Below are 23,508 nucleotides of genomic sequence, written 5' to 3'. Positions count from 1 at the left end.
CGGCTTGTGTGGATGAATTGTGGCTCGCGGCCCACATCGGCCAGGATGCACATCCCGGTCGATGCGGGCGGGAAGCCGCATCATCTGGCTTGGGCCGAGTCAGCCCTCACACATACTTGTTGACGACATTCTCCAGATATTCCTGACGGCCCGATTTCGGTTCGGGGTTGATGTCGTCCTTCTCCACCATGGCGGCGATGTCCCCGAGCGTCATTTCGCCCGAGAGCATCTTTTTGGCGGCGTCGTCGTTCCAGCCGGCATAACGCTCGTCCAGCGGCTTCGACAATGCGCCGTCCTCGATCATCCGGGCGGCGGCCTTGAGCCCGCGCGCGCAGCTGTCCATGCCGCCGATATGGCCGTAAAGCAGATCCGCCGGATCGATCGACTGGCGGCGCAGCTTGGCGTCGAAATTGGTGCCGCCGGTACCGAGCCCGCCGGCAAGCAGCACCTGATAGTAGGCGAGCGCCATTTCCGGCACATTGTTGGGGAACTGGTCGGTATCCCAGCCGGACTGGTAGTCGTTGCGGTTCATGTCGATCGAGCCGAGGACGCCGAGCGTGCGGGCAAGCGCCAGTTCGTGCTCGAATGTGTGGCCGGCAAGAATGGCATGGCCCTGCTCGATATTGACCTTCACTTCCTTTTCCAGACCGTATTTCTGCAGGAAGCCGTACACCGTGGCGACGTCGTAATCATACTGGTGCTTGGTCGGCTCCTGCGGCTTCGGCTCGACCAGGATCGTGCCTTTGAAGCCGATCTTGTGCTTGTACTCGACCACCATCGACAGCATGCGCGCCATCTGGTCGAATTCGCGACCCATGTCGGTGTTGAGCAGGGTCTCGTAACCCTCGCGGCCGCCCCACAGCACATAGTTCTCGCCGCCGAGCTTCATGGTCGCATCCATGCAGGTCTTGATGGTCGCGGCCGAAAACGCGAACACATCCGGGTCCGGATTGGTCGAGGCCCCCGACATGAAGCGGCGGTGGGAGAACAGATTGGCCGTGCCCCACAGAAGCTTGACGCCGGTCTCCTCCTGCTTTTCGGCGAAATGATCGACGATCTCGTTGAGGTTCTTCGTATTCTCCGCGAAATTTTTGCCTTCCGGGCGCACATCGGCATCGTGGAAGCAGTAATAGGGCGCGCCGAGCAGCGAAAACAGTTCGAAGGCGACATCGGCTTTCAATTTGGCCTTGTCCATGCCGCCGTCATACCAGGGCCGGTCGAAGGTGCGTCCGCCAAAGGGGTCGCCGCCCTCCCATGCCAGCGAATGCCAATAGGCGACGGCAAAGCGCAAATGGTCCTTCAGCGGTTTGCCCAGGACAACCTCGTCGGGGTTGTAGTGCTTGAAGGCCAGCGGGTTATCGCTGTCGGGGCCTTCATACTTGATTTTGGCGATATCGCCGAAAAAACCGGTGCTCATGTCAATTCTCCCATTCGGTTGTTCTCAGGCCCGGTGATTGTCTCACGACAATTCGCGGCCACATTCTACTGGTTGCACTTTGCAGGTCATCACGTGTGAATGACCGTTCTCGTTCTGCCTCGCAAAGCCAACGGCTTCCCAGAAGGCGGCGGCAAGCTCCGTTCCCGCATTGACGAAGATGAAGCGGCTTGAGACGGAGGCATGGGCGACGAGCAAACTTGCAAGCGCCCGGCCAACGCCATGGCGACGAGAGGCTGGGTGAACATAGAAACGGCGCATCCGCGTCGCATCGGCCACCACCGGATCGAGGCTTACGCCGCCGATAGCCTGCAACCGGCCTTCCGACCAGGCCGCCATCAGGCATTCGCCCTTACGGTCATATCGAAAGTCTTCGTTCCACTCGCTGGCCAATCGCTCCATGTGCCGAAAGCCCTCACGGCTGGCTTCTTTTCGCAGGCGCTCGAATCCGTCCGGTAAGGTCGTCTCGACAAGGGCGAGGTCGACAGGTCTCATGACTGGGCGCTCAGCGTTCTGATCGCCGGGTAGAGCGCCCGGAAGCGCTGATAGGCATCCTCGAACGCGGCTCTGTGGGCAGCTTCCGGCTCGATGGTTTCCGCCGTCTTCGGCGGAGTGCAGACGGAAAGCGGATCGGCGCCGGTGGCCGCAAGCATGCCGAGCCGGGCGGCCCCGAAGGCCGCGCCGAAATCGCCGTCGGCGGGAATGTCGATCGGCAGGTCGAGCGCGGTCGCCACCGCCTTCAGCCAGTAGCGCGACCGCGAGCCACCGCCGATCGCGGTGATCCGGGAAAGCTCGGTTCCGGCGGAGCGCAGCGCCTCGAGATTGTCGCGCAGCGCGAAGGCAACGCCTTCCATCACCGCGCGGGTCATGGCCGGCCGGTCGCTCTCATGGGCAAGGCCGATGAAAGCGCCGCGGATCGCGGCGTCATTGTGCGGCGTGCGCTCGCCGGAAAGATAGGGCAGGAAGGTGACATCGCCCGGCGCTTGCAGCGTATCGCCGACCTCGGTCGCAAGTTCGGCCGGGCTTTTGTCGGTGATCGTCGCATACCAGTTCAGCGTGTCGGTCGCCGACAGGATCACGCCCATCTGGTGCCAGGTGCCGGGCAGCGCGTGGCAGAAGGCGTGGACCGCGCTCTCGGGCTTGGGACGGTAGCGGTCATTGGCCGCAAACAGTACGCCGGACGTGCCGAGCGAGACGAACGCCGCGCCATCGGCGACCGTGCCCATGCCGCAGGCGGACGCCGCGTTGTCGCCAGCGCCGCCGGCAATCACGACCGGGCCGGTCATGCCCCATTCGGCGGCAAGCGCGGGCTTCAGCGTGCCGCCGACTTCGGAGCCTTCCACCAGCGCCGGCATCTGCGAACGGGTGAGGCCGGTCGCGGCGAGAAGTTCGTCGGACCAGTCGCGCTTTTCGGTGTAGAGCCATGAAGTGCCCGCCGAGTCCGACATTTCGGAGATATATTCGCCGGTCAGCCAGAACCGCAGATAATCCTTCGGCAGCAGCACCTTCGCGACCTTGTCGAAGATCGCCGGCTCATTTTTCCTCACCCACACCAGCTTCGGCGCGGTAAAGCCCGGAAACACGATATTGCCGGTGATCGCGCGGAAAAGCGGATCGTCGTCGAGCTGGGCGGCCTCGACATGGGAACGGGTGTCGTTCCAGAGAATGCAGGGACGCAGCACCGCGCCGTCTTTATCCAGAATCGTCGCCCCATGCATATGGCCGGAAAGGCCGATGCCCCTGACCGCGGCAAGCTCGCCCGGATGACGTTCGGCAAGGCGGCCAACGGCGATCCTGCAGGCGTCGATCCAGTCGGCCGGATCCTGCTCCGACCAGCCGTGATGGGGCCGCGAGACCTCCAGCGGCGCGTCGGCGCTGGCGATCACCTTCTGGCTGTCATCGATCAGCATCGCCTTCAAGCTGGAGGTTCCGAGGTCGAGCCCGAGATACATGGCGTTCTTCCCTTTCCCGCCCGTCAGGGCAGATTGTTCCTGATAAAGATGTCGATGCGGATGCGCTCCTGCGCGGCAATCACCGGCATGCCGTCGGCCTCGGCCTTCAGCACCCGGATCGCGCTTCTGACCTCGTGGCCCGCATCCTGGTTGAGCACCGCGTCGAACAGGCCGTTCTCCAGTGCCGCGCGCGAATGGTCGGAAAGCTCGTGCCCGATCGTGACGATTTCACGGCCGTCGCCGCGCGCCTTTTCAAGCGCCGCGATCAGGCCGCGATTGCCCGCGCCCAGACTGTAGATGCCGATGATATCGGGATCGGCGGCAAGCGCTTCGGTCACCAGCCGCTCCGCAACCTTCGCGTCGTCGCGGCCTTCCATGGGCGGGGTCAGCTCGAGGTTCGGAAAATCGAGCGCCATGCCCTCCGAAAACCCGGAGAGCCGGTTCTGATGGTCGCGCACCGAAAGCGAGCCGACGAGAATGGCAATACGCCCGGCGCGCGGACCGATGAACCGGCCGAGCAGGGTGGCAGCCGTGCGGCCCGCCGCCTGATTGTCGACGCCGGCATAGTGATCGCGGCCGCTATCCTCCAGGTCGGACACCAGGGTGACGACCGGAATGCCCTTCTTCTTCAGGGCGGCGACGGCGGCGCGCACCGGATCGGCATCGATCGCGACCACCGCGACGCCGGCCGGCTCCTCCTCGCCCGCGGCGATCAGCGCGTTTGCCAGCGCCTCGCCGTCGAAGGCCGGCACGTCGATGATCCGGATTTCGGTTCGTTCGATCCGCCCGCGCTCGCCTGCCTGCTGAACGGCGGCGCGCAGTTCGGCCATGAAGGCGTTGTCGTTTTGCGGCAGGATGAAGGTGAAGGGATAGACCCGGCTCTTGGCAAGATTGGCGGCGGCGACATCGCGGACATAGCCGAGCGAGCGGATCGCCTCCTCGACCTTGACCTTGGTCTTCTCGCGCACGCCGGGCCGGCCGTTCATGACGCGGTCCACGGTCGCCAGACTGACGCCTGCCTGCAAGGCTATGTCATGGACTGTCGGGCGCATTTTTCCTCCCGCCTGGCTCGCTCCCCCACGATCCGCTCCCCGGATCTTGTTCTGCCTCCCTTATAGCGCGCGCTTTGATGTACGTAAATCAAAAAGTCCGTGTGGAATTGCTTGGCTCACAAACCGGGTCAGAAACTGTCCTCGAACAGCTTGTTGAGCCGGCCGATAACGGCGATGGCGGGCGCATCGGTGCGCAGCGCCTCGTTCAGCACGTCGGAGGCCTGCTGCTGGAAGCGGATATAGCCGTTGTGACGCGGACGCCTATAGGCGTGGGCAACGGTATCGGCGGTGTTTCGATAGAACCCGTTGACCGCGCTGTTGACCTCGGCGCTGTTCCAGCCATCGGCGTGGCCGGGCTGGCCGCCGGCCTCTGCGTAAAGCGTCGCCTGCACCGGGCCGCTGGCGATCCAGTAGGCATAGTCGATCGCAGCCCCGGTGTTTTCGCTGAAGGCCGAGACGGCAATCCCCGTGCCGCCGAGCACCGAGCCCGCAGGGCCGCGCTCGCTAAGCCCTGGAATATCGGCAAAGCCGAGCCGATGATGGCGAAATCCATCCCGCGCATAGTGCGCGTAACCGGCCACATAGGGCGAGATGCTGGCCCTGGTATCGGGAGCGGCAAGCGCCTCGAGAACCGCCACGGGGTCCATTGCCTGATTGTCCTCGGGAACCAGACGCGCAAGCTCCGCCAGCCGTTCATAGGCAGCGATACCATCATCTTCGGCAATCAGCTTTCCGGGTGCGTCATTGCGGCAGGGCGTGCCGGCATTGGCGGCGAGCGTGAAGAATGTCAGCAGGTTGTGCGGAGGCCTGAGCGGCAGCATGACGTGGCCGTCCTCGGCAAGCGCGACAAGTTCGTCCCAGTTGCCCGGCAGGCCGGGTGCGCGGTCCGGGCGATAGGCCATGACCTGCGCGTCGACATCGATCGGAAATGCCCATTGATGCCCCTTGTAGCGGAACGCCTCGAAGGCGCCGCCGATCGATCCCTTTTCCAGCTTCTCGCGCTCGTCCTCCCGCCCCTCGATATCGAGCGGGACAAGGCAATTTTCGGCGGTGATCTGGCCGAGATGCGGATGATCGATGACGATCAGGTCGTATTCGCGGGCAATATCGGCCGGCGTGAGGTTTTCAAGGTCCTCCAGGCCGGGCTTTTCCCATTTGACCTCGATGCCGGTTTTCTCCTGCCATTTTCCGGCGCTGGCCGCCAGAGGTTCGAAACCGCGCGGATGGGTCCAGGTCATGCCCTTCAAGGTCGTCATACAGTCAAACTCCAAACCAGCGCCGCACCGGCAAGCGCGATCCTGCAAAAAATAACGGTTTCAGAAATGTCGTTCGCTGCAGAAGAAAGCCGATCGGGAGCGGAATGTTCCAAAGCGCCGGTATTATAGGCTGCGCGGCGCCTTCGCAGACCTCCAGCCCAGCGCCGGTTTAACGCCTGCCCGACACCACCACCTCCGTCCCCCATTCCCGGCAGCGCTCGGCAAGGGGAGCGGCGAGCGGCTGGTCGGTGAAGAACGCGGCGATATCGCCAAGGCCGGCGATGCGCGCCGGCGCGGTGCGGGCGAATTTGGAATGATCGGCGACCAGCACCGTTTTCCTGGCCCGCCGGATCGCCGCCTGGCTGACGCCGACCTCCATCATGTCGAAATCCAGCAGGTCGCCGTCGCCGTCGATCGCCGAGCAGCCGATCACCGCGAGATCGAACTTGAACTGCTCGACGATGCGGTTGGCGAGCGGCCCCACCAGCCCGCCATCGGCGCGGCGCAACTGCCCCCCGGCCACCACGATCTCGCAACCCGGATTGGCGACCAGGATATTGGCGACATTGATGTTGTTGGTGACGACGACGAGGTTCTTGTGGCCAAGCAGCCTTTGCGCCACCGCTTCCATCGTCGTGCCGATATTCATGAAGATCGCCGCGTTTTCCGGGACTGCGGCGGCGCAGGCCTCGGCGATCGCCGCCTTTTCCGCAGCATTCAGCGCCCGCCGGTCGTCATAGCCGATATTGGCGGTTCCAGATGGCAGCACGGCGCCGCCATGAACGCGGGTGAGCTTGCCCCTTTCGGCGAGCGTCAGGAGGTCGCGGCGGATGGTCTGGACGGTGACGCCGAGACGTCTGGCGGCGTCTTCGGCCACAATCCGGCCCTCTTCACGGGCCATCTGCATCAGGTCATCAAGGCGGAACGTTTGCGACACGGCCTTCCCCGGTTTGGCCGTGACCTCCACGGCGCGTTCACTGTTCCCCGCAAAAGAGGCATTTTTCGCCGCGATTTGCAACGGTTTGAACCGGTTATGCGTTGAACGGAGGGTCTGACGGTATTTTGCCTTGATCGGGCGGCTGAAACACTGTCAAAAGCGATAATGCCACCTTAACGGACGGGAAGATACAGTGAGCGGACTTGAAACAGCCATCCGGACAGCGCTGGAAAACACGGACCGGCGGGACGCCAATCAGCGCGCCAGGGTCTATCAATCCGCACGCCAGGCGCTCGAAAAGGGCCTTGCCAACCAGAACATAACCGAACCCGGCGCCGTTGCGCGCCAGCGCCGCAGGCTCGACGACATCATCACCGCGATCGAACAGGAAGAGGCGGCCGCCGCCCGCAAGGCGCGCGACACCGTAACCGGCCGGCCCGTCTTCGACGACCCCTTCGCCGTCGGCCGCGCGCCGGAAAGGCCGGCGCCTTCGCTCGAAGACGAGATCGGCGCGATCACGCCCGGCGAAAGCATGGCGGACGAACCGGCCTTCGAGGTCGAGCCGGACGCCCGCTTCGCCTACCCCGAAAGCCCGGTGATCGCTTCCGAAGATGCCGACAATGTCGATTTTACCGAAGCCGGCTTTACCATGGCGCCCCAGGTCGAAAGCGGTCATCTCGACCGCGAGGCGCTTTCGCCGATGGACGATATCGCCGTCTCGGACGAAGATCGCATGCCGCTTGCCGGCGGGGTAAAGGCCGATGATTCCCGTCCGCGCCGGATGTCCAGGAAACAGCGCAAGGCGGCGGCGAAGGCCGCAAGAACCCGGAAGCCGGTGCGGCGGCGGCGGACCCTGACCGCGATGATGATCGGCGTGATCGTCATCGCCTTCCTGCTGCTCGGCGGCTGGTGGATGGTCGATTCCAATTTCGCGTTCAATCCCGAAAACCTTGACACGTCCGTTCCCAATCCCGCCCCGCGCATCGAGGCCGAGGATTTCGAAGGGGCGTCCGGGTGGACCACGATCTTCCAGCCGGGGACGGCGAATGTGCTGACGCCCGGCCCGCAGGCAAGTCTTGGGAACGCCACCTTCGACAACACGCCTGTCGTCGAGATTGCCTCCAATGCCACCGGCGATGCCGGCGCCGTGACGATCGCGCTGCCCGTCTCCGTGCGCGGCATGCTGGAGAACGGCCCGGTGCTGATCGAGATCAGCGCGGTTGCGCCCGATGGCGGCGGCCAGCCGGTCGGGATCTATTGCGCCGACGGCACGATCGAGGGCTGTCAGCGCCACCGCTTCACCGCCACAACCCATCGCGACAGCATGGTCATCCGGCTCGATCCGAGCCAGGGCGTGCTGCCGAGCCGGCTGATGATACAGAGCGACCTGAACGGTTCCGGAACGCCGCTCGACATCTTCGCCATCCGGGCCCGCGCGGCGGAGTAAGCCTTCCGGTTTTCCGACATGCCCATTCAACAGCCTGAGCCGCCATCCCGGCGGCTTTTGCGTTTTCGGGCAGGCCATACCGGCCGCTTATTTTCATTTCGGTAATTTTTTCGGGCAGTATCGCGTCCGGACCGGCCATTGATGGGGTGAGCAAGGCTGGCGTTGGCGGGGAGGACCGTCACGCTGCCGGCCATGAAGAACAATTCGGCTATGGAGGAGGCCCGCATGTCACGCAAGGTCATCAGGAACGCGCACATCATCTCGATCGATCCCGAAATCGGCGTGGTGCCGCGCGGCGATATTCTGATCGAAGGTTCGAAGATCGCCGCAATCGGCTCCGATCTCGACGCCGGCGACGCCGAGGTGATCGACGGCGAGGGCCGGATCGCCATTCCGGGCTTCGTCGATACCCACCGCCACACCTGGCAGGCGCTTTTGCGCGCGACCGGCGCCGACTGGACGCTGGCGCAGTATTTCGCCGGCGTGCGCGGCGTGATGGGCGATCTCTACACGCCCGACGATATGAAGATCGGCAATCATCTCGGCGCGATCGCCGCACTCGATGCCGGCATCACCACGCTTTACGACTGGTCGCACAACAACAACACGCCGGATCATGCCTCCGCCGCGGTCGAGGGTCTGAAAGCCGCCGGCATGCGCGCGGTGTTCGGCTACGGCAATTCAAACGCCGAATGGGTGCCGGTCAGCGACAAGCCGACCGACTTTGCCGACGTCGCCCGCGTCAGGCGCGAATATTTCGCCTCCGACGACCAGCTCGTCACCATGGGCTTTGCCGCCCGGGGCAACCAGTTCGCCACCATGCGCGTGACCCGCGAGGATTTCATCAAGGCGCGCGAGCTCGGCCTCAGGATCAGCGTCCATATGGGCGACGGGCTCTGGGGCATGAACAAGCCGGTGGTCGAGCTCCATGGCGAGGGCCTTGCCGGACCCGATATCACCTATGTGCACTGCAACGCGCTGCATGACGAGGATTTCCGGGTCATCGGCGATACCGGCGGCACCGCCTCGATCTCGCCCGAGCTCGAACTTCACATGGGCCACGGTTTTCCGGCGACCCTTTCCCTGCTCGGCGTCGGCGTGCGCCCGTCGATCTCGATCGACGTGGTGACCACCGTGCCCGACGACATGTTCTCGGCAATGCGGGCGCTGCTTTCCAGCACGCGGGCGGTGGTCAACAATCAGGCGCTGATCGACAAGGTGATCGTCGACCCGCTGCCGCTGATGGCGACCGACGTGCTTGAATTCGCAACCCTTCAGGGCGCGATCGCCTGCGGGCTTGGCGACAGGACCGGCTCGCTGACCGTCGGCAAGGAAGCCGATATCGTGCTGGTCAACTGCATGTCGCTCAACACCATGCCGATGAACAACGCCTATGGCATCGTGGTCGAGGCCGCCCATGCCGGCAATGTCGAAACCGTGATTGTCGGCGGCACGGTGCGCAAGCGCGATTTCAGGCTGGTCGATTTCGACCATGCTGGCTTCAAGACCCGCGTGGAAGCGGCCCGCGATGGGCTGTTCGAACGCGCCGGCGTTCCCGCCGACGGCTCCTGGCTGCCGCGCCCGTTCGAGGCCGCCGCCGACAGCGAGTTCTAGGCGATGGCGCGTGACCGTCCCGCGCTTTCCGTGATCGGCGGCGGGCTTGGCGCCGGCAAGACGACGCTGATCGCCGGCCTGCTTTCGCGGCCCGACATCGCGCAAACCGGCGTGGTGGTGAACGAGTTCGGCGCCTTCGGCGTCGACGATCTGCTGATCTCCGCCGCAGCGCCGAAGACAAGCGTGGCGTTGCTGCAAAACGGCTGCGTCTGCTGCCGTCCGGGAAACGATCTGTCGGAGGCGGTTCGCAAGATGATCGCTGCGGCAGATGCGCCGCTGCGGCGAATTCTGGTCGAGACCTCCGGCGTCGCCGATCTGTCCGCCGTGATCGCCCGCATCGGCGCCGATCATGCGCTGCGCGCGCTGGTGCGTCTCGATGCGGCGGTGGCGGTGGTCGATGCAACCGCGCCGGATGATGCGCGCCCGGAACATCTCGCCTCGGCCGACCGGATCGTGCTGACCAAGACCGATCTGGTCTCTTCCGCCGTTGCCGACCAGCTTCGCCGCAGGCTTGCCGGAATGAACTCGACCGCGCCGCTTTTCGATGCGGCGGCGCTGCCCCCGGCCGACGACTTGTTCAATGCCGGGCTGATCGACAGCCGGACCGGCGCAATCCAGCCGAACCGCTGGCTGCGCGCCATCGGAACCATCCATGTCCATGATGAGGACGCGATCCGGTCCTGGGTGATCGAATTTGCGCCGCTGCGATGGACGGCGCTCTCCGAGCAGATCGCGCGCATGAGCCGGGCGGCAGGAACAGCGCTGCTGCGGCTGAAGGGGATCGTCGCCGATCGCGACGACCCGCGCCCGCTCGCCATCCAGATGGTGCGCGACCAGATCTACCGGCCGGTCCGGCTTGCCCCGGAAGCGGGCGGCGGCATAAGCCGGATCGTGATCATCGCCCGCGCGCCCGCTGCCCCCGCCATCGAAGCCTTCGCCGCCCGTCTCGGCGCGGCGCAAATCCATGAAAGGGATTGATTTTCATGCACTATATCGTCCATTGCCTCGATTACGAGGGCAACGTCCAGAAACGGCTGGACCATTACGAGGACCACAAGGCCTATCTCGCCACAAACCCGATCAAGACGCTGATCTCGGGTCCGCTTCTGGCCGATGACGAGGAAACCATGATTGGCTCCTGCTTTCTGGTGGAGGCCGACAGCATCGACGCGGTCATGAAATTTCATGAAAACGACCCCTTTTATGCCGCCGGCATCTGGGAAAAGGTCTCGATCCGCCCGTTCAGCAAGCGCGTGGACAACCGCTCATGAGCGCCCCGGTCCGCGTTGCCGCCCCAGTCCGCGTCGCGCTTGTCGGCCTTGGCTGGTGGGGCCAGAAAATCGCCGCCGTGCTGAAGGCCGCCCCCGAGGACGTCGCCATTGTCCGCGCCGTCGAGCCGAACAGCGAGATCGCCAGCGCCTTTGCCGCCGCCCATAATGTGCCGGTAAGCGCCGATCTTGAAACCGCGCTTGCCGATCCGGACGTCGAAGCCGTGCTGCTGGTCACCCCCCACAAGCTGCATGCGCGCCAGATCGCCGCGACGGCTGCCGCCGGCAAGCATGTGTTCTGCGAAAAGCCGCTGGCCATGACCCGTGCCGGCGCGGAAGCCGCCGTCAGCGCCGTCGAGGCGGCGGGGCTGATACTGGCGACCGGCCATGAGCGCCGCTACGAACCGCCGATTGCCGCGATGATCAAGGCGGCCGATGCCGGCGATATGGGCCGGCTGATGCAGTTCGACGCGACCTTCAGTCACGACAAGTTCCTGGACCTCGACCCGACCAACTGGCGGCTCGGGGCGGAAGATGCGCCGGCCGCCGGCATGACCGCGACCGGCATACACCTTCTCGACCTTGCCGTTCGGCTGATGGGTCCGGCCAAAAGCGTGGTCGCCTCGTGCGAAACGCTCGCCTCGTCGCTGCCGCAGGGCGATACCATCGCGACCTTCATCTGCTTTGAAGGCGGCGGCACGGCCACGATCTCGGCCAATCTCGCTATGCCGTTCGTGTCGCGCTGCTCGCTGTTCGGCTCCGCCGGCTGGGTCGATATCCGCGACAAGGCCCATGTCGAGGCCCCCGACGGCTGGATCGTCACCAGCGCTTCGACAGGCAGCAAGATCGCTGTCAAGGAAATCGCCCCCGCCGAACCGGTGCGCGACAACATCATCGCCTTCGCCCGCGCCATCCGCGGCGGGGCCGCATACCCGATCACCACCGCCGAGATGATCGACACCGCAGCCCTGCTGGAAGCGGTGATTGCGAGCGCGAAATCCGGTGAACGGGTTTTGTTGTAGAGGACAACACGAAGCAAAGGGGCGCACATGGGCGCCCCGAGCATGTCGTAATGATGGCAGCCCTTACAGCGTCGCCACCGTCTTCAATGCGCCGTCCAGCGCAATACCGGTCTCGTCGAGAAGGGCGGCCTGGCGCAGGCGTCGGAGCCAGTCGGCGCCGTCCTCGCGGGGTTGCAGCATCGGCACGGCGGAAAGCACCCGGTCGAATTTCGAAAGCCCGCGGACATGGGTATCCGAATAGCCCTTGACCAGCCGCCGGGTCGCGATCACTTCCGCGGCAAGATCGTAATTGACCGGCAGCACGGCAAGTGCGGTTTCAAGCCAGGCCTCGCGGTGCTGGACTTCGCGAAAATGGCGCAGGCTGCCGCGACGGATGCGGCGCATGGCGGAGAGAAGATAAAGCGAGGAGAACCAGAACAGCGTGTTGGTCTTCACCCGCCTGCCCTTGTTGACCCGCCGGTCGAGAAAGGCGAACAGCTTCGGCCGCGCCTCGATCCAGAGCCCGAGCCCCTTCGGCAATGTGCCGCAGACCTCGTCCATGCGCGGATGCATATATTCCGTCATGTAGAGGATCTGGCCGTCCTTGACGCCGACCTCGTTATGGACGCGCTCGAAACGGGAGCCGCGCGCCTTCAGGTCTGCGACCCGCACGACATCGTCATAGGCCATGGCGACGGCAAGATATTTGGCAGCCGCGACGGTGAACGCAAAGCCCTTCGCCTCGCCGCCATTTGCGCGGTCGGCGGCAACAAGCGCGGCCATCCGGCTCAGATATTCATCGGCATAGGCCGGGTCCTGAAAATCGGTGAGCTTCTTCACGCCGGCATAGAGCATGGCATGGGCGACCTCGGGAAATTCGGTGCGGATGCGGTTCAAAAGCCCGTCCAGCTTCGCGTGACCCGCCGTTTCAGGCAGGGCGTCGAGCCGCTTTGCCGGCGTCGCCGAAACCCTGTCATTTTCGCCCTGGAGCGCGCGGGCATAGGCGGCCTCGAACGCCTTGAGGCTGGCGGCAACGCCGCGCCCGCCGGCCCTGATGGTTTCCTCATAGACCTCCTTCGCGAACGGCAGCGCCTTCGAGGCGGCGAATGCGCCGAACATCGAGGAGGAGATGACGCTGCCGTTTTTCACCGCCAGCGTATCCATGTCGAAGGCGATGGTCTTGCGGGCGGCGAAATCGGTGGCGTCAACCACGGTTTCGGGATTGCCGATGCCATCGCCCGGCTTCTCCTTCTCGCCGACGGCAAAGGAGCGATGGGTGGACGCGATCAGCAGCGTCTTGTCCGGCGTCACCAGACCGCGCATCACCGAGCGGCCGGCTTCCATCAGCTCGGCGGCGATCACGACATCGACATCGCCGGGCGTCGGCATCAGCGACAGGATCGGGCTTTCCCCTTCGCGCGCCGGGATCAGTTCCAGATAATAGATCGTCGCTCCGGTGCGCTGGGCGACGCCCGGCACGGATGAGGTCTGGGCGACCCAGCCCTGGCTTTCGGCCAGATGCACGATCCAGTCGGCGAGCACGCCGCCGCCCTGCCCGCCCATGGCGAGGATGGCGATCGAAAACGGCTTGTCGGCGGAAAGCGGCGCGGTGGTCATCATGGTCCTACTCGGCAAAAACGATACGGCGGGCCTGACGGCGGCTCTGAAGCCAGCCGATCACGGCTATGCGGGCGCGGTACAGGAAGCGGTCCCAGCCGGTCGGGTTATGGATGACATCGGCGCGGTAGAAGGAGGGACAGAGAACAGCCGCCTCCGAGACCTCGCCGCAATTGCCGCAGCCGACGCAGGAATTGTCGATCGCGGCCACCGGATCGTCCTTCAGCGGGTCATCGGTGTGCTTGACCGAGAGCGACGGACAGCCCGAAAGCCGGATGCAGGCGTGATCGCCGGTGCAGACATCCTCGTCGACGCCGAAGCGTTCCCTGACCATGCGCTTGCCGTCCTTCACCGCCTTGGCGAATTGCGGCTTCACCCGGCGCTGCTTGTTCAGCATGCATTCGGACGAGGCGACGATGATCTTCGGGCCTTTTTCCTCCGTCGTCAGCGCCTCGCGCAGCGTGTCGCGCATCCTGGCGACATCATAGGTGCGGTCGATCTGGCGCACCCATTTCGCGCCGACGCCCTTGACCGCGTCGACGATCGAATTGTTGGTCTTGCGCCGCGCATTATCGGCGCGGGACGAGAGAATGTCCTGCCCGCCGGTGGCCGCCGAATAGTAGTTGTCGACCACCAGGATGACGCCGTCCTGCTTGTTGAACACGGCATTGCCGACGGAGGTGGCAAGCCCGTTGTGCCAGAACCCGCCATCGCCCATCACCGAGATCGACCGCTTGTCGGCATCGACATTGAAGGCCGAGGCCGAGGCCGGACCGAGACCATATCCCATGGTGGTGCCGCCGATATTGAACGGCGGCAGGATCGAAAACAGGTGGCAGCCGATATCGGCGGAGACGTGATGTTCGCCGAGCTCCTTTTCCACCAGTTTCATCGCCGCGAAGATCGGCCGCTCCGGACAACCGGTGCAGAACCCCGCCGGGCGCGGCGGCACGACCTCGGCCAGCGCCTTGACCTTGGGATCGGCAAGCACGGGACCGGCATCCGGCACCGGCGGACGATTGCCGAGGATCTGCGGCGCATTGGCCTCGAAGAACGCGGTCAGCCCGTTCACCAGAACCGGGGTGGTATATTCGCCGCCGCGCGGCAGGATATCCTTGCCGGAGACCCTGGTCTGGAGATCGCGGCGGCGCATCAGGGTGTGCAGCGCCTGCTCGATATATTCCGGCGCGCCCTCCTCCAGCATGATCACCGCCTTCTTGCCGGCGGCGAAAGCGACGACCTCCTCGTCGATCATCGGATAGGCGACATTCATGCAATAGATCGGCACCCGAGAATTGCCGTAGACATCGGCAAGGCCGAGCTGTTGCAAAGCGCGCATGGCGCTGTTGTAAAGCCCGCCCTGCATGATGATGCCGACATCGCCCTCTTCCGGGCCGAAATATTCGTTGAGTTTGTTTTCTTTGACGAATTCGACAGCCGCCGGCCAGCGCTGTTCCAGCTTTTCCTTCTCGTGCTGGAAGCTTGCGGGCGGCAGGACGATGCGGCTGACATCGCGCCTGGGGTTTTCCAGCGCCTCGCGCAGCGTAAAGGCCGGGCGCTTGTTGTCCCTGGCGGCGAACTGGCCGTGGACATGGCAGGAGCGGATGCCGACCTGCAGCATGACCGGCGTATTGGAGGCCTCCGACAGCTCGAAGCCCTTTTCGACCGCATCGACGATTGCGGGCAGGTTGGGGCGCGGCGTCAGAAGCCACATCTGCGATTTCATCGCGAAGGCGTGGCTGCGCTCCTGCATGATCGAGGAGCCCTCGCCGAAATCCTCGCCGATGATGATGAGCGCGCCGCCGGTGACCCCGCCGGAGGAGAGATTGGAGAGCGCATCGGAGGCGACATTGGTGCCGGCGGTCGATTTCCACGTCACCGCGCCGCGCACAGGATACATCACCGAGGCCGACAGCATGGCGGCGGCCGCCGCCTCCGAGGCCGAGGATTCGAAGTGAACGCCGAGATCGGCCATCACGTCCCTGGCGTCGGCGAGCACATCCATCAAATGCGAAATCGGCGAGCCCTGATAGCCGCCGACATAGGAGACGCCGGATTGCAGCAGCGCCTTGGTGATGGCCAGAATACCCTCACCCCGGAAGGTGTCGCCCTCACCCAGTTTCAGGTCCTCGACCTCACGCGCGAATGACCGCTCAGCCATCTCGACTTCCCCTTTTCCGTTGCCCGGAAATTCGAATTAACATGCATTAGCATATTTTTGGCTTTCTTGAAATGTCAACTGAATTAGCTGTTTTAGGCCTAAATTGCCTGAAGACGACAAAGCTGCACGCCAAAAGGCATGCAATTGCATATTTAAGCGTCACAGTCGCAAAAATCTGCATCCAAAACTTTAAACCTCAAATATTTGCCTTGCCGGGCGGCCCGATTTACTCTTAGAGTTGACCCAGACAACAAGCATGCCCCCGCGGAAACGATCCGACGGGGCTGGGGAACAACTGGAGCATCACCATGACGACCTTTACCCGTCGCCAGACACTTGGCCTTGGCGCAGCCGCATTCGTCTCTGGCATCCTTGCGGGCCGCTTGCCGGTCAGCGCGGCTGAGACCGATACGCTTACCATTGCATTCAACGTCAACCTGCCGTCCTTCGACCCGACCGTCGGCGCTTCCGCCGTCAACCCGACCATCCAGGCGATCTACCGTTCGATCTTCAGCCAGTTCGTCGGCCAGAAGACCGACCTCTCCTTCGAGCCCGGCGTTCTGACGGACTGGGGCTGGAACGAGGACAAGACCAAGGTGTGGATGGATGTCCGCGAGGGCGTGACCTGGCATGACGGCTCCGCCCTGACGCCCGAAGACGTCGTCTGGTCGCTGGAGCGCGCCGCCAATCCGGAGACCGGCAACCCGGGCCAGTTCGTCTGGTCGACGATCGGCAATTTTTCGATTGACGGCAGCAAGGTGACCGCCGACGTGCTGCGCTTCGAGCCGACATTGTTCATGTGGATGGCGTTCCTGACCGGCTATGTGATGCCGAAGGCCTATTACGAAAAGGTCGGCGCGGAAGGCTTCGAGAAGGCGCCGATCGGTTCCGGCCCCTATATGGTCGAGGGTTACGAAGGCAATGCGTTCCTCAAGCTCAAGGCCTATCCGGGCTATTACGGCGACAAGCCGGCCTTCGACACCGTGATCTTCAAATTCGTGCCCGATACCACGAGCCGCGTCGCCGAGATCGAATCCGGCTCCTCGGACGTGACGCTGGAAATTCCCTATGAGGAATATGACCGCCTGATCGCCAAGCCGGGTCTTTCGGGCGTGGCCGAGCCGGTCTCCGACATCGGCATGATCTTCCTCAACAATATCGACGTGATGAACGACAGGAATGTGCGGCTTGCCGCCAATTACGCGATCAACAAGCAGGCGATCATCGACCGGCTGCTGTCGGGTTACGGCGTTGCGCTCGACACGCTGGAAGCGCCGGAATATTCGGCCTTCGATCCCGATATCAAGGTGCCGTACGATCCCGAGCTCGCCGTCAAGCTTCTGGCCGAATCCGGCTATTCCGTCGACAATCCGGTGAAGTTCACGATCCAGACGACGCGCGGGCTGAAGCCCAAGGATTACGAGATGATCCAGGCGATCGTCGGCATGTGGCGCAAGGTCGGCATCGAGGCCGATATCGAGGTCTACGAGATCGCCAAGCATTACGAACTGCGCGCCGCCGACCAGTTGGCACCCGCCGCCTTCTACAACTGGGGCAATGCAATCGGCGATCCGACCACCTCGACCGGGTTTGCGATGTTCGGCCCGTCGCCGCATTCGGTCTGGAACACCGACGACCTCGACGCCATGATCGGCCCACTCTGGGGCGAGATGGACGAGGACAAGCGGATCGAGGGCTGGAAGGCCGTCAGCAAATACATCGCCGAACAGGGCTATGTGATCCCGCTCCTGCAATATGTCCAGCCGATCGTGTTCAGGGACACGCTGACGGTGACGCCGAACCTTTCCGGCGCGCTGCAGCCGACGCTGGTCGCGCCGAAGTAAGCTTTTAGGCACGGGCTGCAGGCATGGTGCCGCCTGTCCCAGTGTCTCAACAGACGCCACCTTCTCATGAGTCATGCTCGGGCTTGACCCGAGCATCCAGGCCACACGGAAAGTGCTGCCTGGACCCTCGGGTCAAGCCCGAGGGTGACGCGGAGAGGGGGAGAGGGTTTTAGAACAAGGCTGGAGCAGAGCACCGCTCTCCTCCTTTAAACTTGAAGAAATGCGGCGGAGTATTCATGTCTGTCACCGGAATTTTCAACCGGGCCATGATGGCGGCCGTGACGCTGTTCGGCGTCGCGGTCATCGTCTTCTGTCTGCTCAGGGTCGTTCCGGGCGATCCGATCGCGATGATGATATCGCCGGGCGCATCGGCCGATGACATTCTGGCGCTCCGGGTCAAATACGGTCTCGATTCGAGCATTCCGGTGCAGTTCGGCGTGTGGATGCGGGAGATGGTCTCGGGCGATTTCGGCACCTCGATCTCGCTGAAGCGGCCGGTGCTGTCGCTGCTGATGGAACGCCTTCCCGCGACGCTGGAGCTTGCCTTCGCCGCGCTGGTCTTCGGCGTGGCCGGCGGCGGGCTGATCGCCATCCTCGCGACCCTTGCCCGCCGCACGCCGCTGGAATCGTTCATCGACGTGCTGAACGGGCTGTTTCTGGCCGTGCCGGATTTCGTCTGGGCGCTGCTTCTGGTGCTGGTGCTCGGCGTCGCTTTTCCGATCTTCCCGACATCCGGGCGCGTCGACCCATCGCTTTCGGGCGATTTCACCACCAATTTCTATCTGATCGAAAGCCTTGTGACGCTGCGGTTCTCGCTGTTTGCCAATGTGCTGTCGCATATGGTCATGCCGGTGCTGGCGCTCGGCCTGCCGCTTGCCGCGGTGATCATCCGCACGCTGAAAGAAGCGCTGAACGAGGCGATGCTGCAGGATTACGTGCTGCTGGCGCGGCTGAAGGGCATGTCCGAAACCCGGCTCGTGGTGCAGGAGACGCTGCGCAACGCCATCGGCCCCACCCTGACGCTGACCGGGGTGCAGTTCACCTTCATGATCGGCGGCACGGTGATCGTGGAGAGAATATTTTCCTATCCTGGCATCGGCAATATGGCGATCGACGCGGTCATCAACCGCGACCTGCCGCTGATCCAGGGGATCGTGCTGATGTTCGGCCTGATCTTCGTGCTGATCAACATCGCCATCGATCTTGCCGGCAATTTCTTCAATCCGAGGCTGAAACATGGCTGACACCACGCTTGCTACCAGCGCGGCGCTCAAGAAACGGCATCCCCTGCTGTCCGCCCTTCTCGGCGAACAGCGCGTGCTGTGGGGCGGCGGCGTGATCGCGCTCTTGTTCCTGATCGCCGTGTTCGCGCCGCTGATCGCCCCGCACAACCCGCTGGAACAGGACCTGATGCTCTCGCGGGTGCCGCCGGTCACCTGGCCGGGCGCCGAGCCCGGCTATTATCTCGGCACCGACGATCTTGGCCGCGATGTGCTGTCCCGGCTGATCTACGGCACCCGAACCGCACTCACGGTCGCCGTGATCGCTGCCGGCCTTGCCGCGATACTGGGTTCGCTGCTCGGCCTGCTTGCCGGCTGGTATGGCGGCTGGACCGACCGGGTGATCTCCCGCCTCGTCGATATCTGGATGGCGTTTCCGCCGGTCCTGCTCTCGGTGCTGCTGGTCGCCGTCCTTGGCGCAGGCCTCCATTCGGTGATCGCGGCGATCGTGATCATCGACTGGACCCGTTTCTGTCGGGTGGTGCGCGCCGAGACCATCGCGCAGGGCGGCATGGATTACGTGACGGCGGCGCGCACGGTCGGCTTTTCGCGCATGCAGATCCTCGTCAAGGAGATCGTGCCCAATATCATGCCGGTCTTCGTGGCACTTCTGAGCCTCGAAATGGGGATTGCGGTAGTGGTCGAAGCTATACTTTCCTTTGTCGGCCTCTCCGTTTCCTCAGACAGCCCGACCTGGGGCGGCATGATCGCGGCCGGCCGCCAGACCATCCATCACACGCCGTGGGTGCTGGTGGCGCCGCTCTGCATGCTGCTCGTCACCGTGCTTTCCTTCAACCAGCTCGGCAACGGCTTGCGCCGGGCGCTCGATCCGGTGATGCGGCGATGACCTTGCTAACCATTGAGGCGCTGAGCGCTGTTTCGCTCCGCGACGGCAACCGCCCCGTCCTCTCCGATGTTTCGCTGAGCCTTGCGCCCGGCGAGGTGCGCGGGCTTGTGGGCGAAAGCGGGGCCGGCAAGTCGACCATCGCCAAGGCGCTGCTCGCCATGCTGCCGGCGACCGTGAAGGTCACCGGCGGGCATATCCGCTTCGAGGGCCGCGACCTGCTGTCGCTGCCGGGCCGCGCGCTGCGGGAGATCATGGGCAACGAGATCACCCTGATCCCGCAGGACCCACAGACCGCGCTCAATCCCGGCCGCCGGATCGAGGCGCAACTGACCGACGGGCTGCGGCTGAAGCGCGGCATGAGCGGCAAGGACGCCCGCACAACCGCGCTTTCAATGCTGGAGGAAGTCTATATCCGCGACCCGGAACGGGTGATGCGCGCCTTCCCGCACGAGCTTTCCGGCGGCATGCGCCAGCGCGTGCTGATTGCCGCGGCCTTTGCCATGCGGCCGAAGCTGGTGGTTGCCGACGAGCCGACGACGGCCCTCGACGTCACCGTGCAAAAGCAGATCCTCCGCCTGATCCGGCAGATGCAGCAGGCGCACGGAACCGCCGTGCTGTTCGTCACCCACGATCTCGGCGTGGTCGCGCAGATCTGCGACAGCGTCACCCTGCTTTATGCCGGCCGGGTGATCGAGGCCGGGCCGACGGCGCAGGTGCTGACCGCGCCCGCCCATGCCTATACGCGCGCGCTGATTGCCGCAGGCCCGCGCTACGACCGGCCGGATGCGGGGCTGACGCCGGTGCCCGACGCGGTTTTTGCGCAGTTACGCGCCGAGATCGGGGAGGTTTCGCGATGACGGAACCGCTGCTTGCCGCGACCGGCATCAAGGTCACCTACGGCGCCGGCGCGTCATTGTTCGGCAGAAAGCCGGGCAATACGGTGCTCCACGGCGTCGATATCGAGATCGCGCCCGGCGAGACCGTCGGCATTGTCGGCGAGAGCGGCTCGGGCAAGACCACGCTCGGCCGGGCGCTGCTCAGGCTGGTCGATGTCGCCGCCGGTGAAATCCGTTTCGACGGGCGGGACATCACCCGGCTCGACGATGCCGCGATGCGACCGCTCAGGCGGCGCATGCAGATGATCTTCCAGGACCCGATGGCCTCCCTCAATCCGCGCCACTCGATCGGCCGAATTCTCTGCGAGCCGCTGATCCTGCACGGGCTGGCGGAAAACCGGAAGGCGGCAAGGGACCAGGCAGCCGCCATGCTGCAGCGGGTGTCGTTGCCGAGCGAGGTGCTGGCGCGCAGCCCGCACGAGCTTTCCGGCGGCCAGCGCCAGCGCATCGGCATTGCCCGCGCCGCCCTTCTGAGGCCAGATTTCGTACTTGCCGACGAGATCGTCTCCGGCCTCGATGTCTCAACACAGGCGCAGGTGCTGAACCTGCTGAAGGATCTCAGCCGCGAGATGGGGCTTTCCATGGCCTTCATCAGTCATGATCTCTCGGTCATCCGCGCGGTCTGCGACCGGGTCTATGTCATGCAGTTCGGCACGATTGTCGAGCACGGGCCTTGCTCGCAGGTGTTCGACACTCCGCAATCGGCCTATACCCGCACCCTGCTCGACGCCATACCGCTGCCGGAAATCGATCCCGGCTGGCTGGACCGGGTGCCGGCAGACGAGGCATAACACCGCGACAATTCGCATTCCGGAGGACATCATGAGCGGCTTTCGCCAGACATGCATCGCGTTCGACCGCGTGGTCGGGACATTCGCGGCGATCCCGCATCCGGTGGCGGTGGAAATCACCGCCGCGGCCGGACCGGATTTCATCTGCATAGACTGCGAGCATGCCCAGATCGGCCGCGAACGGGTGGAGGAGATGATCCGCGCCGCCGACCTGCACCGCGTCCCCGCCATGGTGCGGGTGCCGGGTCATGCGCCCGAAGCGATCGCCAGCGCGCTCGATGCGGGGGCGGCCGGCGTGCTGGTGCCGCGCGTCTCGAGCGCCGATGAGGCGCGGGCCGCCGTTGCCGCGACCCGGTTCCCGCCAGCGGGTCGGCGCGGCGTCGGGCCGGGACGGGCAGCGGGCTACGGCTACCGCATTTCTGAACTCCTGAAATCGGCCAATGACACAATCGTCCTCGCCATCCAGATCGAAACCGCCGAGGGGCTCGCCGATATCGGGGAGATCGCGGCTGTCGAAGGGGTGGACGTGATTTTCATCGGCCCCGGCGACCTGTCGGTCTCGATCGATGCCATGGGACCGGAAAACGCCGACAGGCTCGACGCCGCGATCCGCCGGATCACTGATGCCGCGCGCGCCGCCGGCAAGACGGTCGGCATTTTCCGGCCCGATGGCGCCGACATCGGCAAATGGTCAGCGGCGGGCATCAGCTTCTATCTCATCGCCTCGGATGCGATGGTGCTTTCGGCCGGCGTTGCCGCCGGGCTGAAGCAGGCGCGGGCGGCCGAATAGTCTCAAAACCCGACGTGAGCCTCGGCCATCGCGTTTTCCGACTTCCTGTCGCGGATATGCCAGTCTGGAATGTCGGGCGATCGGACGGCATTGTCCAATGTTCTGGATTTTTGCGCACCGATTTGACGAAACCGGATTCCGTGGAGCCGAGCTAAAAGGCAGGTAAAAAACTGCGCTTTACATGCAGGCAAATACCTGCATAATGATGAATGTTGAAAGTGAGACCCATGGATACCGACACCGTTTTCAAGGCGCTGGCCGATCCGACACGCCGCAAACTGCTCGATCTTCTGTGCGAGCGGAACGGCCAGACCCTCGGCCAGCTCTGCGAAAACCTCGACATGACCCGCCAGTCGGCCACGCAGCATCTCGGCCTGCTGGAGCGCGCCAATCTCGTCACCAGCGTCCGGCGCGGGCGGGAGCGGCTCCATTTCATCAACCCGGTTCCGCTCTACGAAGTCTACGAGCGGTGGATACGCAAGTTCGAGCACCAGCGACTCGGCCTGCTGCATGACCTCAAGACAGAACTCGAAGGAGACAGCGAATGACCAAGGAAAAGACCCGCTTCGTCTATGTGACCTATATCGTCTCGACGCCGGAAAAAGTGTTCGAGGCTATTACCAAGCCTGACGTGACGCGCCGATACTGGGGCCACGAAAACGTGTCCGACGACTGGCGGCCGGGATCGCGATGGCAGCATGTCAGCGCCAGCGAGACCCGCAAGGTCCAGCTCGTCGGCGAGGTGATCGAAAGCAGCCCGCCGTCTCGCCTGGTCATAAGCTGGGCAAATGAATCCGAGGCGCAGGACCCCGAGGCCTATAGCCGGGTGACCTTCGACATCGAACCCTATGAGGAAATGGTGAAGCTCACCGTGACCCATGATGACCTTGTGATCGGCAGCGGCATGGAAACCGGCGTGACCAAGGGTTGGCCAATCGTGCTGTCGAGCATGAAGTCATATCTCGAAACCGGACGCGGCCTCGACGTTTTCGCCAAGCCGAAAGCGGCCTGAACGATAGAGAATCGACTGGAGCGGCACCGCGTTTCACGCAAACGCAGACCCGCTCCGTCTATTTGCTTTGACGCATTTTCACGGACGTCGGATGATTCCACCTGACTGTGAAATGCTCTATGCCTGCCGGAGCCTGTTCGCATTACGTCGAAGCGCAAACAGGCTCTGGCTTTGTTGTTCGCGCGCCCGGACGGAAATCCGCTGGCCAGTTTTCGTGGACTTGCTCGCGCATGCTCTCGAAAGAGATAGTTGAAATTTGAAATATCCTGTGATCAAATAATCAAAATAAAAACATGCAGGCAGGCGGC

21 protein-coding genes are annotated in these 23,508 nt (G+C 64.0%); 13 read left to right on the top strand and 8 right to left on the bottom strand.

Annotated elements, in window-relative coordinates; translation table 11 throughout:
* Nucleotides 1–106 precede the first annotated feature (106 nt).
* The 6 genes from xylA to HQ843_RS08765 all read right to left on the bottom strand — a co-directional run bounded on the left by xylA (nt 107) and on the right by HQ843_RS08765 (nt 6,632).
* Nucleotides 107–1,417 carry a xylose isomerase gene (gene xylA, locus HQ843_RS08790; RefSeq protein ID WP_180903466.1) on the bottom strand — a complete coding sequence of 437 codons (1,311 nt, stop codon included), beginning with the start codon at nt 1,415–1,417 and terminating at the stop codon, nt 107–109.
* Nucleotides 1,418–1,459: 42 nt separating this feature from the next.
* Nucleotides 1,460–1,930 (bottom strand): GNAT family N-acetyltransferase, encoded by a 471-nt coding sequence (locus HQ843_RS08785; RefSeq protein WP_180898809.1) that lies wholly within the window; start codon nt 1,928–1,930, stop codon nt 1,460–1,462.
* Nucleotides 1,927–3,387 carry a xylulokinase gene (gene xylB, locus HQ843_RS08780; protein WP_180898811.1) on the bottom strand — a complete coding sequence of 487 codons (1,461 nt, stop codon included), beginning with the start codon at nt 3,385–3,387 and terminating at the stop codon, nt 1,927–1,929. Before xylB ends, HQ843_RS08785 begins: the two co-directional genes overlap by 4 nt.
* Before the next feature lie 23 nt (nt 3,388–3,410).
* The gene (locus tag HQ843_RS08775; protein ID WP_180898813.1) at nt 3,411–4,439 is read right to left on the bottom strand and encodes a LacI family DNA-binding transcriptional regulator; all 1,029 of its coding nucleotides are present in this window, start codon (nt 4,437–4,439) and stop codon (nt 3,411–3,413) included.
* Between the two features lie 128 nt (nt 4,440–4,567).
* The gene (locus HQ843_RS08770) at nt 4,568–5,695 is read right to left on the bottom strand and encodes an ABC transporter substrate-binding protein (protein WP_180898815.1); all 1,128 of its coding nucleotides are present in this window, start codon (nt 5,693–5,695) and stop codon (nt 4,568–4,570) included.
* A gap of 169 nt (nt 5,696–5,864) precedes the next feature.
* The gene (locus tag HQ843_RS08765) at nt 5,865–6,632 is read right to left on the bottom strand and encodes a DeoR/GlpR family DNA-binding transcription regulator (protein WP_180898817.1); all 768 of its coding nucleotides are present in this window, start codon (nt 6,630–6,632) and stop codon (nt 5,865–5,867) included.
* A gap of 193 nt (nt 6,633–6,825) precedes the next feature.
* On the opposite strand from HQ843_RS08765, the gene HQ843_RS08760 reads away from it, so the two are divergent.
* From HQ843_RS08760 to HQ843_RS08740, 5 genes are all read left to right on the top strand, one after another.
* On the top strand, nt 6,826–8,079 hold the full coding sequence (locus HQ843_RS08760; protein ID WP_180898819.1) for a hypothetical protein: 1,254 nt from the start codon (nt 6,826–6,828) through the stop codon (nt 8,077–8,079).
* A 225-nt stretch (nt 8,080–8,304) separates the two neighbouring features.
* A complete protein-coding gene (locus HQ843_RS08755; protein WP_180903464.1) occupies nt 8,305–9,693 on the top strand; it encodes an amidohydrolase family protein in 1,389 nt (462 codons plus the stop codon).
* Nucleotides 9,694–9,696: 3 nt separating this feature from the next.
* A complete protein-coding gene (locus HQ843_RS08750) occupies nt 9,697–10,671 on the top strand; it encodes a CobW family GTP-binding protein (RefSeq protein ID WP_180898825.1) in 975 nt (324 codons plus the stop codon).
* Nucleotides 10,672–10,676: 5 nt separating this feature from the next.
* The gene (locus HQ843_RS08745) at nt 10,677–10,964 is read left to right on the top strand and encodes a YciI family protein (protein WP_180898827.1); all 288 of its coding nucleotides are present in this window, start codon (nt 10,677–10,679) and stop codon (nt 10,962–10,964) included.
* Nucleotides 10,961–11,983, top strand: a complete 1,023-nt coding sequence (locus HQ843_RS08740; protein ID WP_180898829.1) for a Gfo/Idh/MocA family protein — start codon at nt 10,961–10,963, stop codon at nt 11,981–11,983. The genes HQ843_RS08745 and HQ843_RS08740 overlap by 4 nt, the downstream gene beginning before the upstream one ends.
* 63 nt (nt 11,984–12,046) lie before the next feature.
* On the opposite strand, the gene HQ843_RS08735 is transcribed toward HQ843_RS08740, so the two are convergent.
* Together HQ843_RS08735 and HQ843_RS08730 are read right to left on the bottom strand one after the other, a co-directional pair.
* Nucleotides 12,047–13,582 carry an indolepyruvate oxidoreductase subunit beta family protein gene (locus HQ843_RS08735; RefSeq protein WP_180898831.1) on the bottom strand — a complete coding sequence of 512 codons (1,536 nt, stop codon included), beginning with the start codon at nt 13,580–13,582 and terminating at the stop codon, nt 12,047–12,049.
* Between the two features lie 4 nt (nt 13,583–13,586).
* Nucleotides 13,587–15,740, bottom strand: a complete 2,154-nt coding sequence (locus tag HQ843_RS08730) for an indolepyruvate ferredoxin oxidoreductase subunit alpha (RefSeq protein WP_180898833.1) — start codon at nt 15,738–15,740, stop codon at nt 13,587–13,589.
* A gap of 308 nt (nt 15,741–16,048) precedes the next feature.
* Between HQ843_RS08730 and HQ843_RS08725 the strand changes: the two genes are divergently transcribed.
* The 8 genes from HQ843_RS08725 to HQ843_RS08690 all read left to right on the top strand — a co-directional run bounded on the left by HQ843_RS08725 (nt 16,049) and on the right by HQ843_RS08690 (nt 23,200).
* Nucleotides 16,049–17,584 (top strand): ABC transporter substrate-binding protein, encoded by a 1,536-nt coding sequence (locus tag HQ843_RS08725; RefSeq protein WP_180898835.1) that lies wholly within the window; start codon nt 16,049–16,051, stop codon nt 17,582–17,584.
* Nucleotides 17,585–17,820: 236 nt separating this feature from the next.
* Nucleotides 17,821–18,828 carry an ABC transporter permease gene (locus HQ843_RS08720; protein WP_180898837.1) on the top strand — a complete coding sequence of 336 codons (1,008 nt, stop codon included), beginning with the start codon at nt 17,821–17,823 and terminating at the stop codon, nt 18,826–18,828.
* Nucleotides 18,821–19,711, top strand: coding sequence for an ABC transporter permease (locus tag HQ843_RS08715; protein WP_180898839.1), 891 nt, complete (start codon nt 18,821–18,823; stop codon nt 19,709–19,711). The genes HQ843_RS08720 and HQ843_RS08715 overlap by 8 nt, the downstream gene beginning before the upstream one ends.
* Nucleotides 19,708–20,568 carry an ABC transporter ATP-binding protein gene (locus HQ843_RS08710; RefSeq protein WP_180898841.1) on the top strand — a complete coding sequence of 287 codons (861 nt, stop codon included), beginning with the start codon at nt 19,708–19,710 and terminating at the stop codon, nt 20,566–20,568. The genes HQ843_RS08715 and HQ843_RS08710 overlap by 4 nt, the downstream gene beginning before the upstream one ends.
* The gene (locus tag HQ843_RS08705) at nt 20,565–21,398 is read left to right on the top strand and encodes an ATP-binding cassette domain-containing protein (RefSeq protein WP_180898843.1); all 834 of its coding nucleotides are present in this window, start codon (nt 20,565–20,567) and stop codon (nt 21,396–21,398) included. Before HQ843_RS08710 ends, HQ843_RS08705 begins: the two co-directional genes overlap by 4 nt.
* 31 nt (nt 21,399–21,429) lie before the next feature.
* Nucleotides 21,430–22,188, top strand: coding sequence for an HpcH/HpaI aldolase family protein (locus HQ843_RS08700; protein ID WP_180898845.1), 759 nt, complete (start codon nt 21,430–21,432; stop codon nt 22,186–22,188).
* A 227-nt stretch (nt 22,189–22,415) separates the two neighbouring features.
* Entirely contained in the window at nt 22,416–22,736 is a 321-nt protein-coding gene (locus HQ843_RS08695; protein WP_180898846.1) for an ArsR/SmtB family transcription factor, read from the top strand.
* Nucleotides 22,733–23,200, top strand: coding sequence for an SRPBCC family protein (locus tag HQ843_RS08690; protein WP_180898848.1), 468 nt, complete (start codon nt 22,733–22,735; stop codon nt 23,198–23,200). The genes HQ843_RS08695 and HQ843_RS08690 overlap by 4 nt, the downstream gene beginning before the upstream one ends.
* The last annotated feature ends 308 nt before the right edge of the window (nt 23,201–23,508 follow it).

Source organism: Martelella sp. NC20 (assembly GCF_013459645.1).
Lineage (GTDB): Bacteria > Pseudomonadota > Alphaproteobacteria > Rhizobiales > Rhizobiaceae > Martelella.
This window is presented reverse-complemented; position numbering and strand designations above follow the sequence as displayed.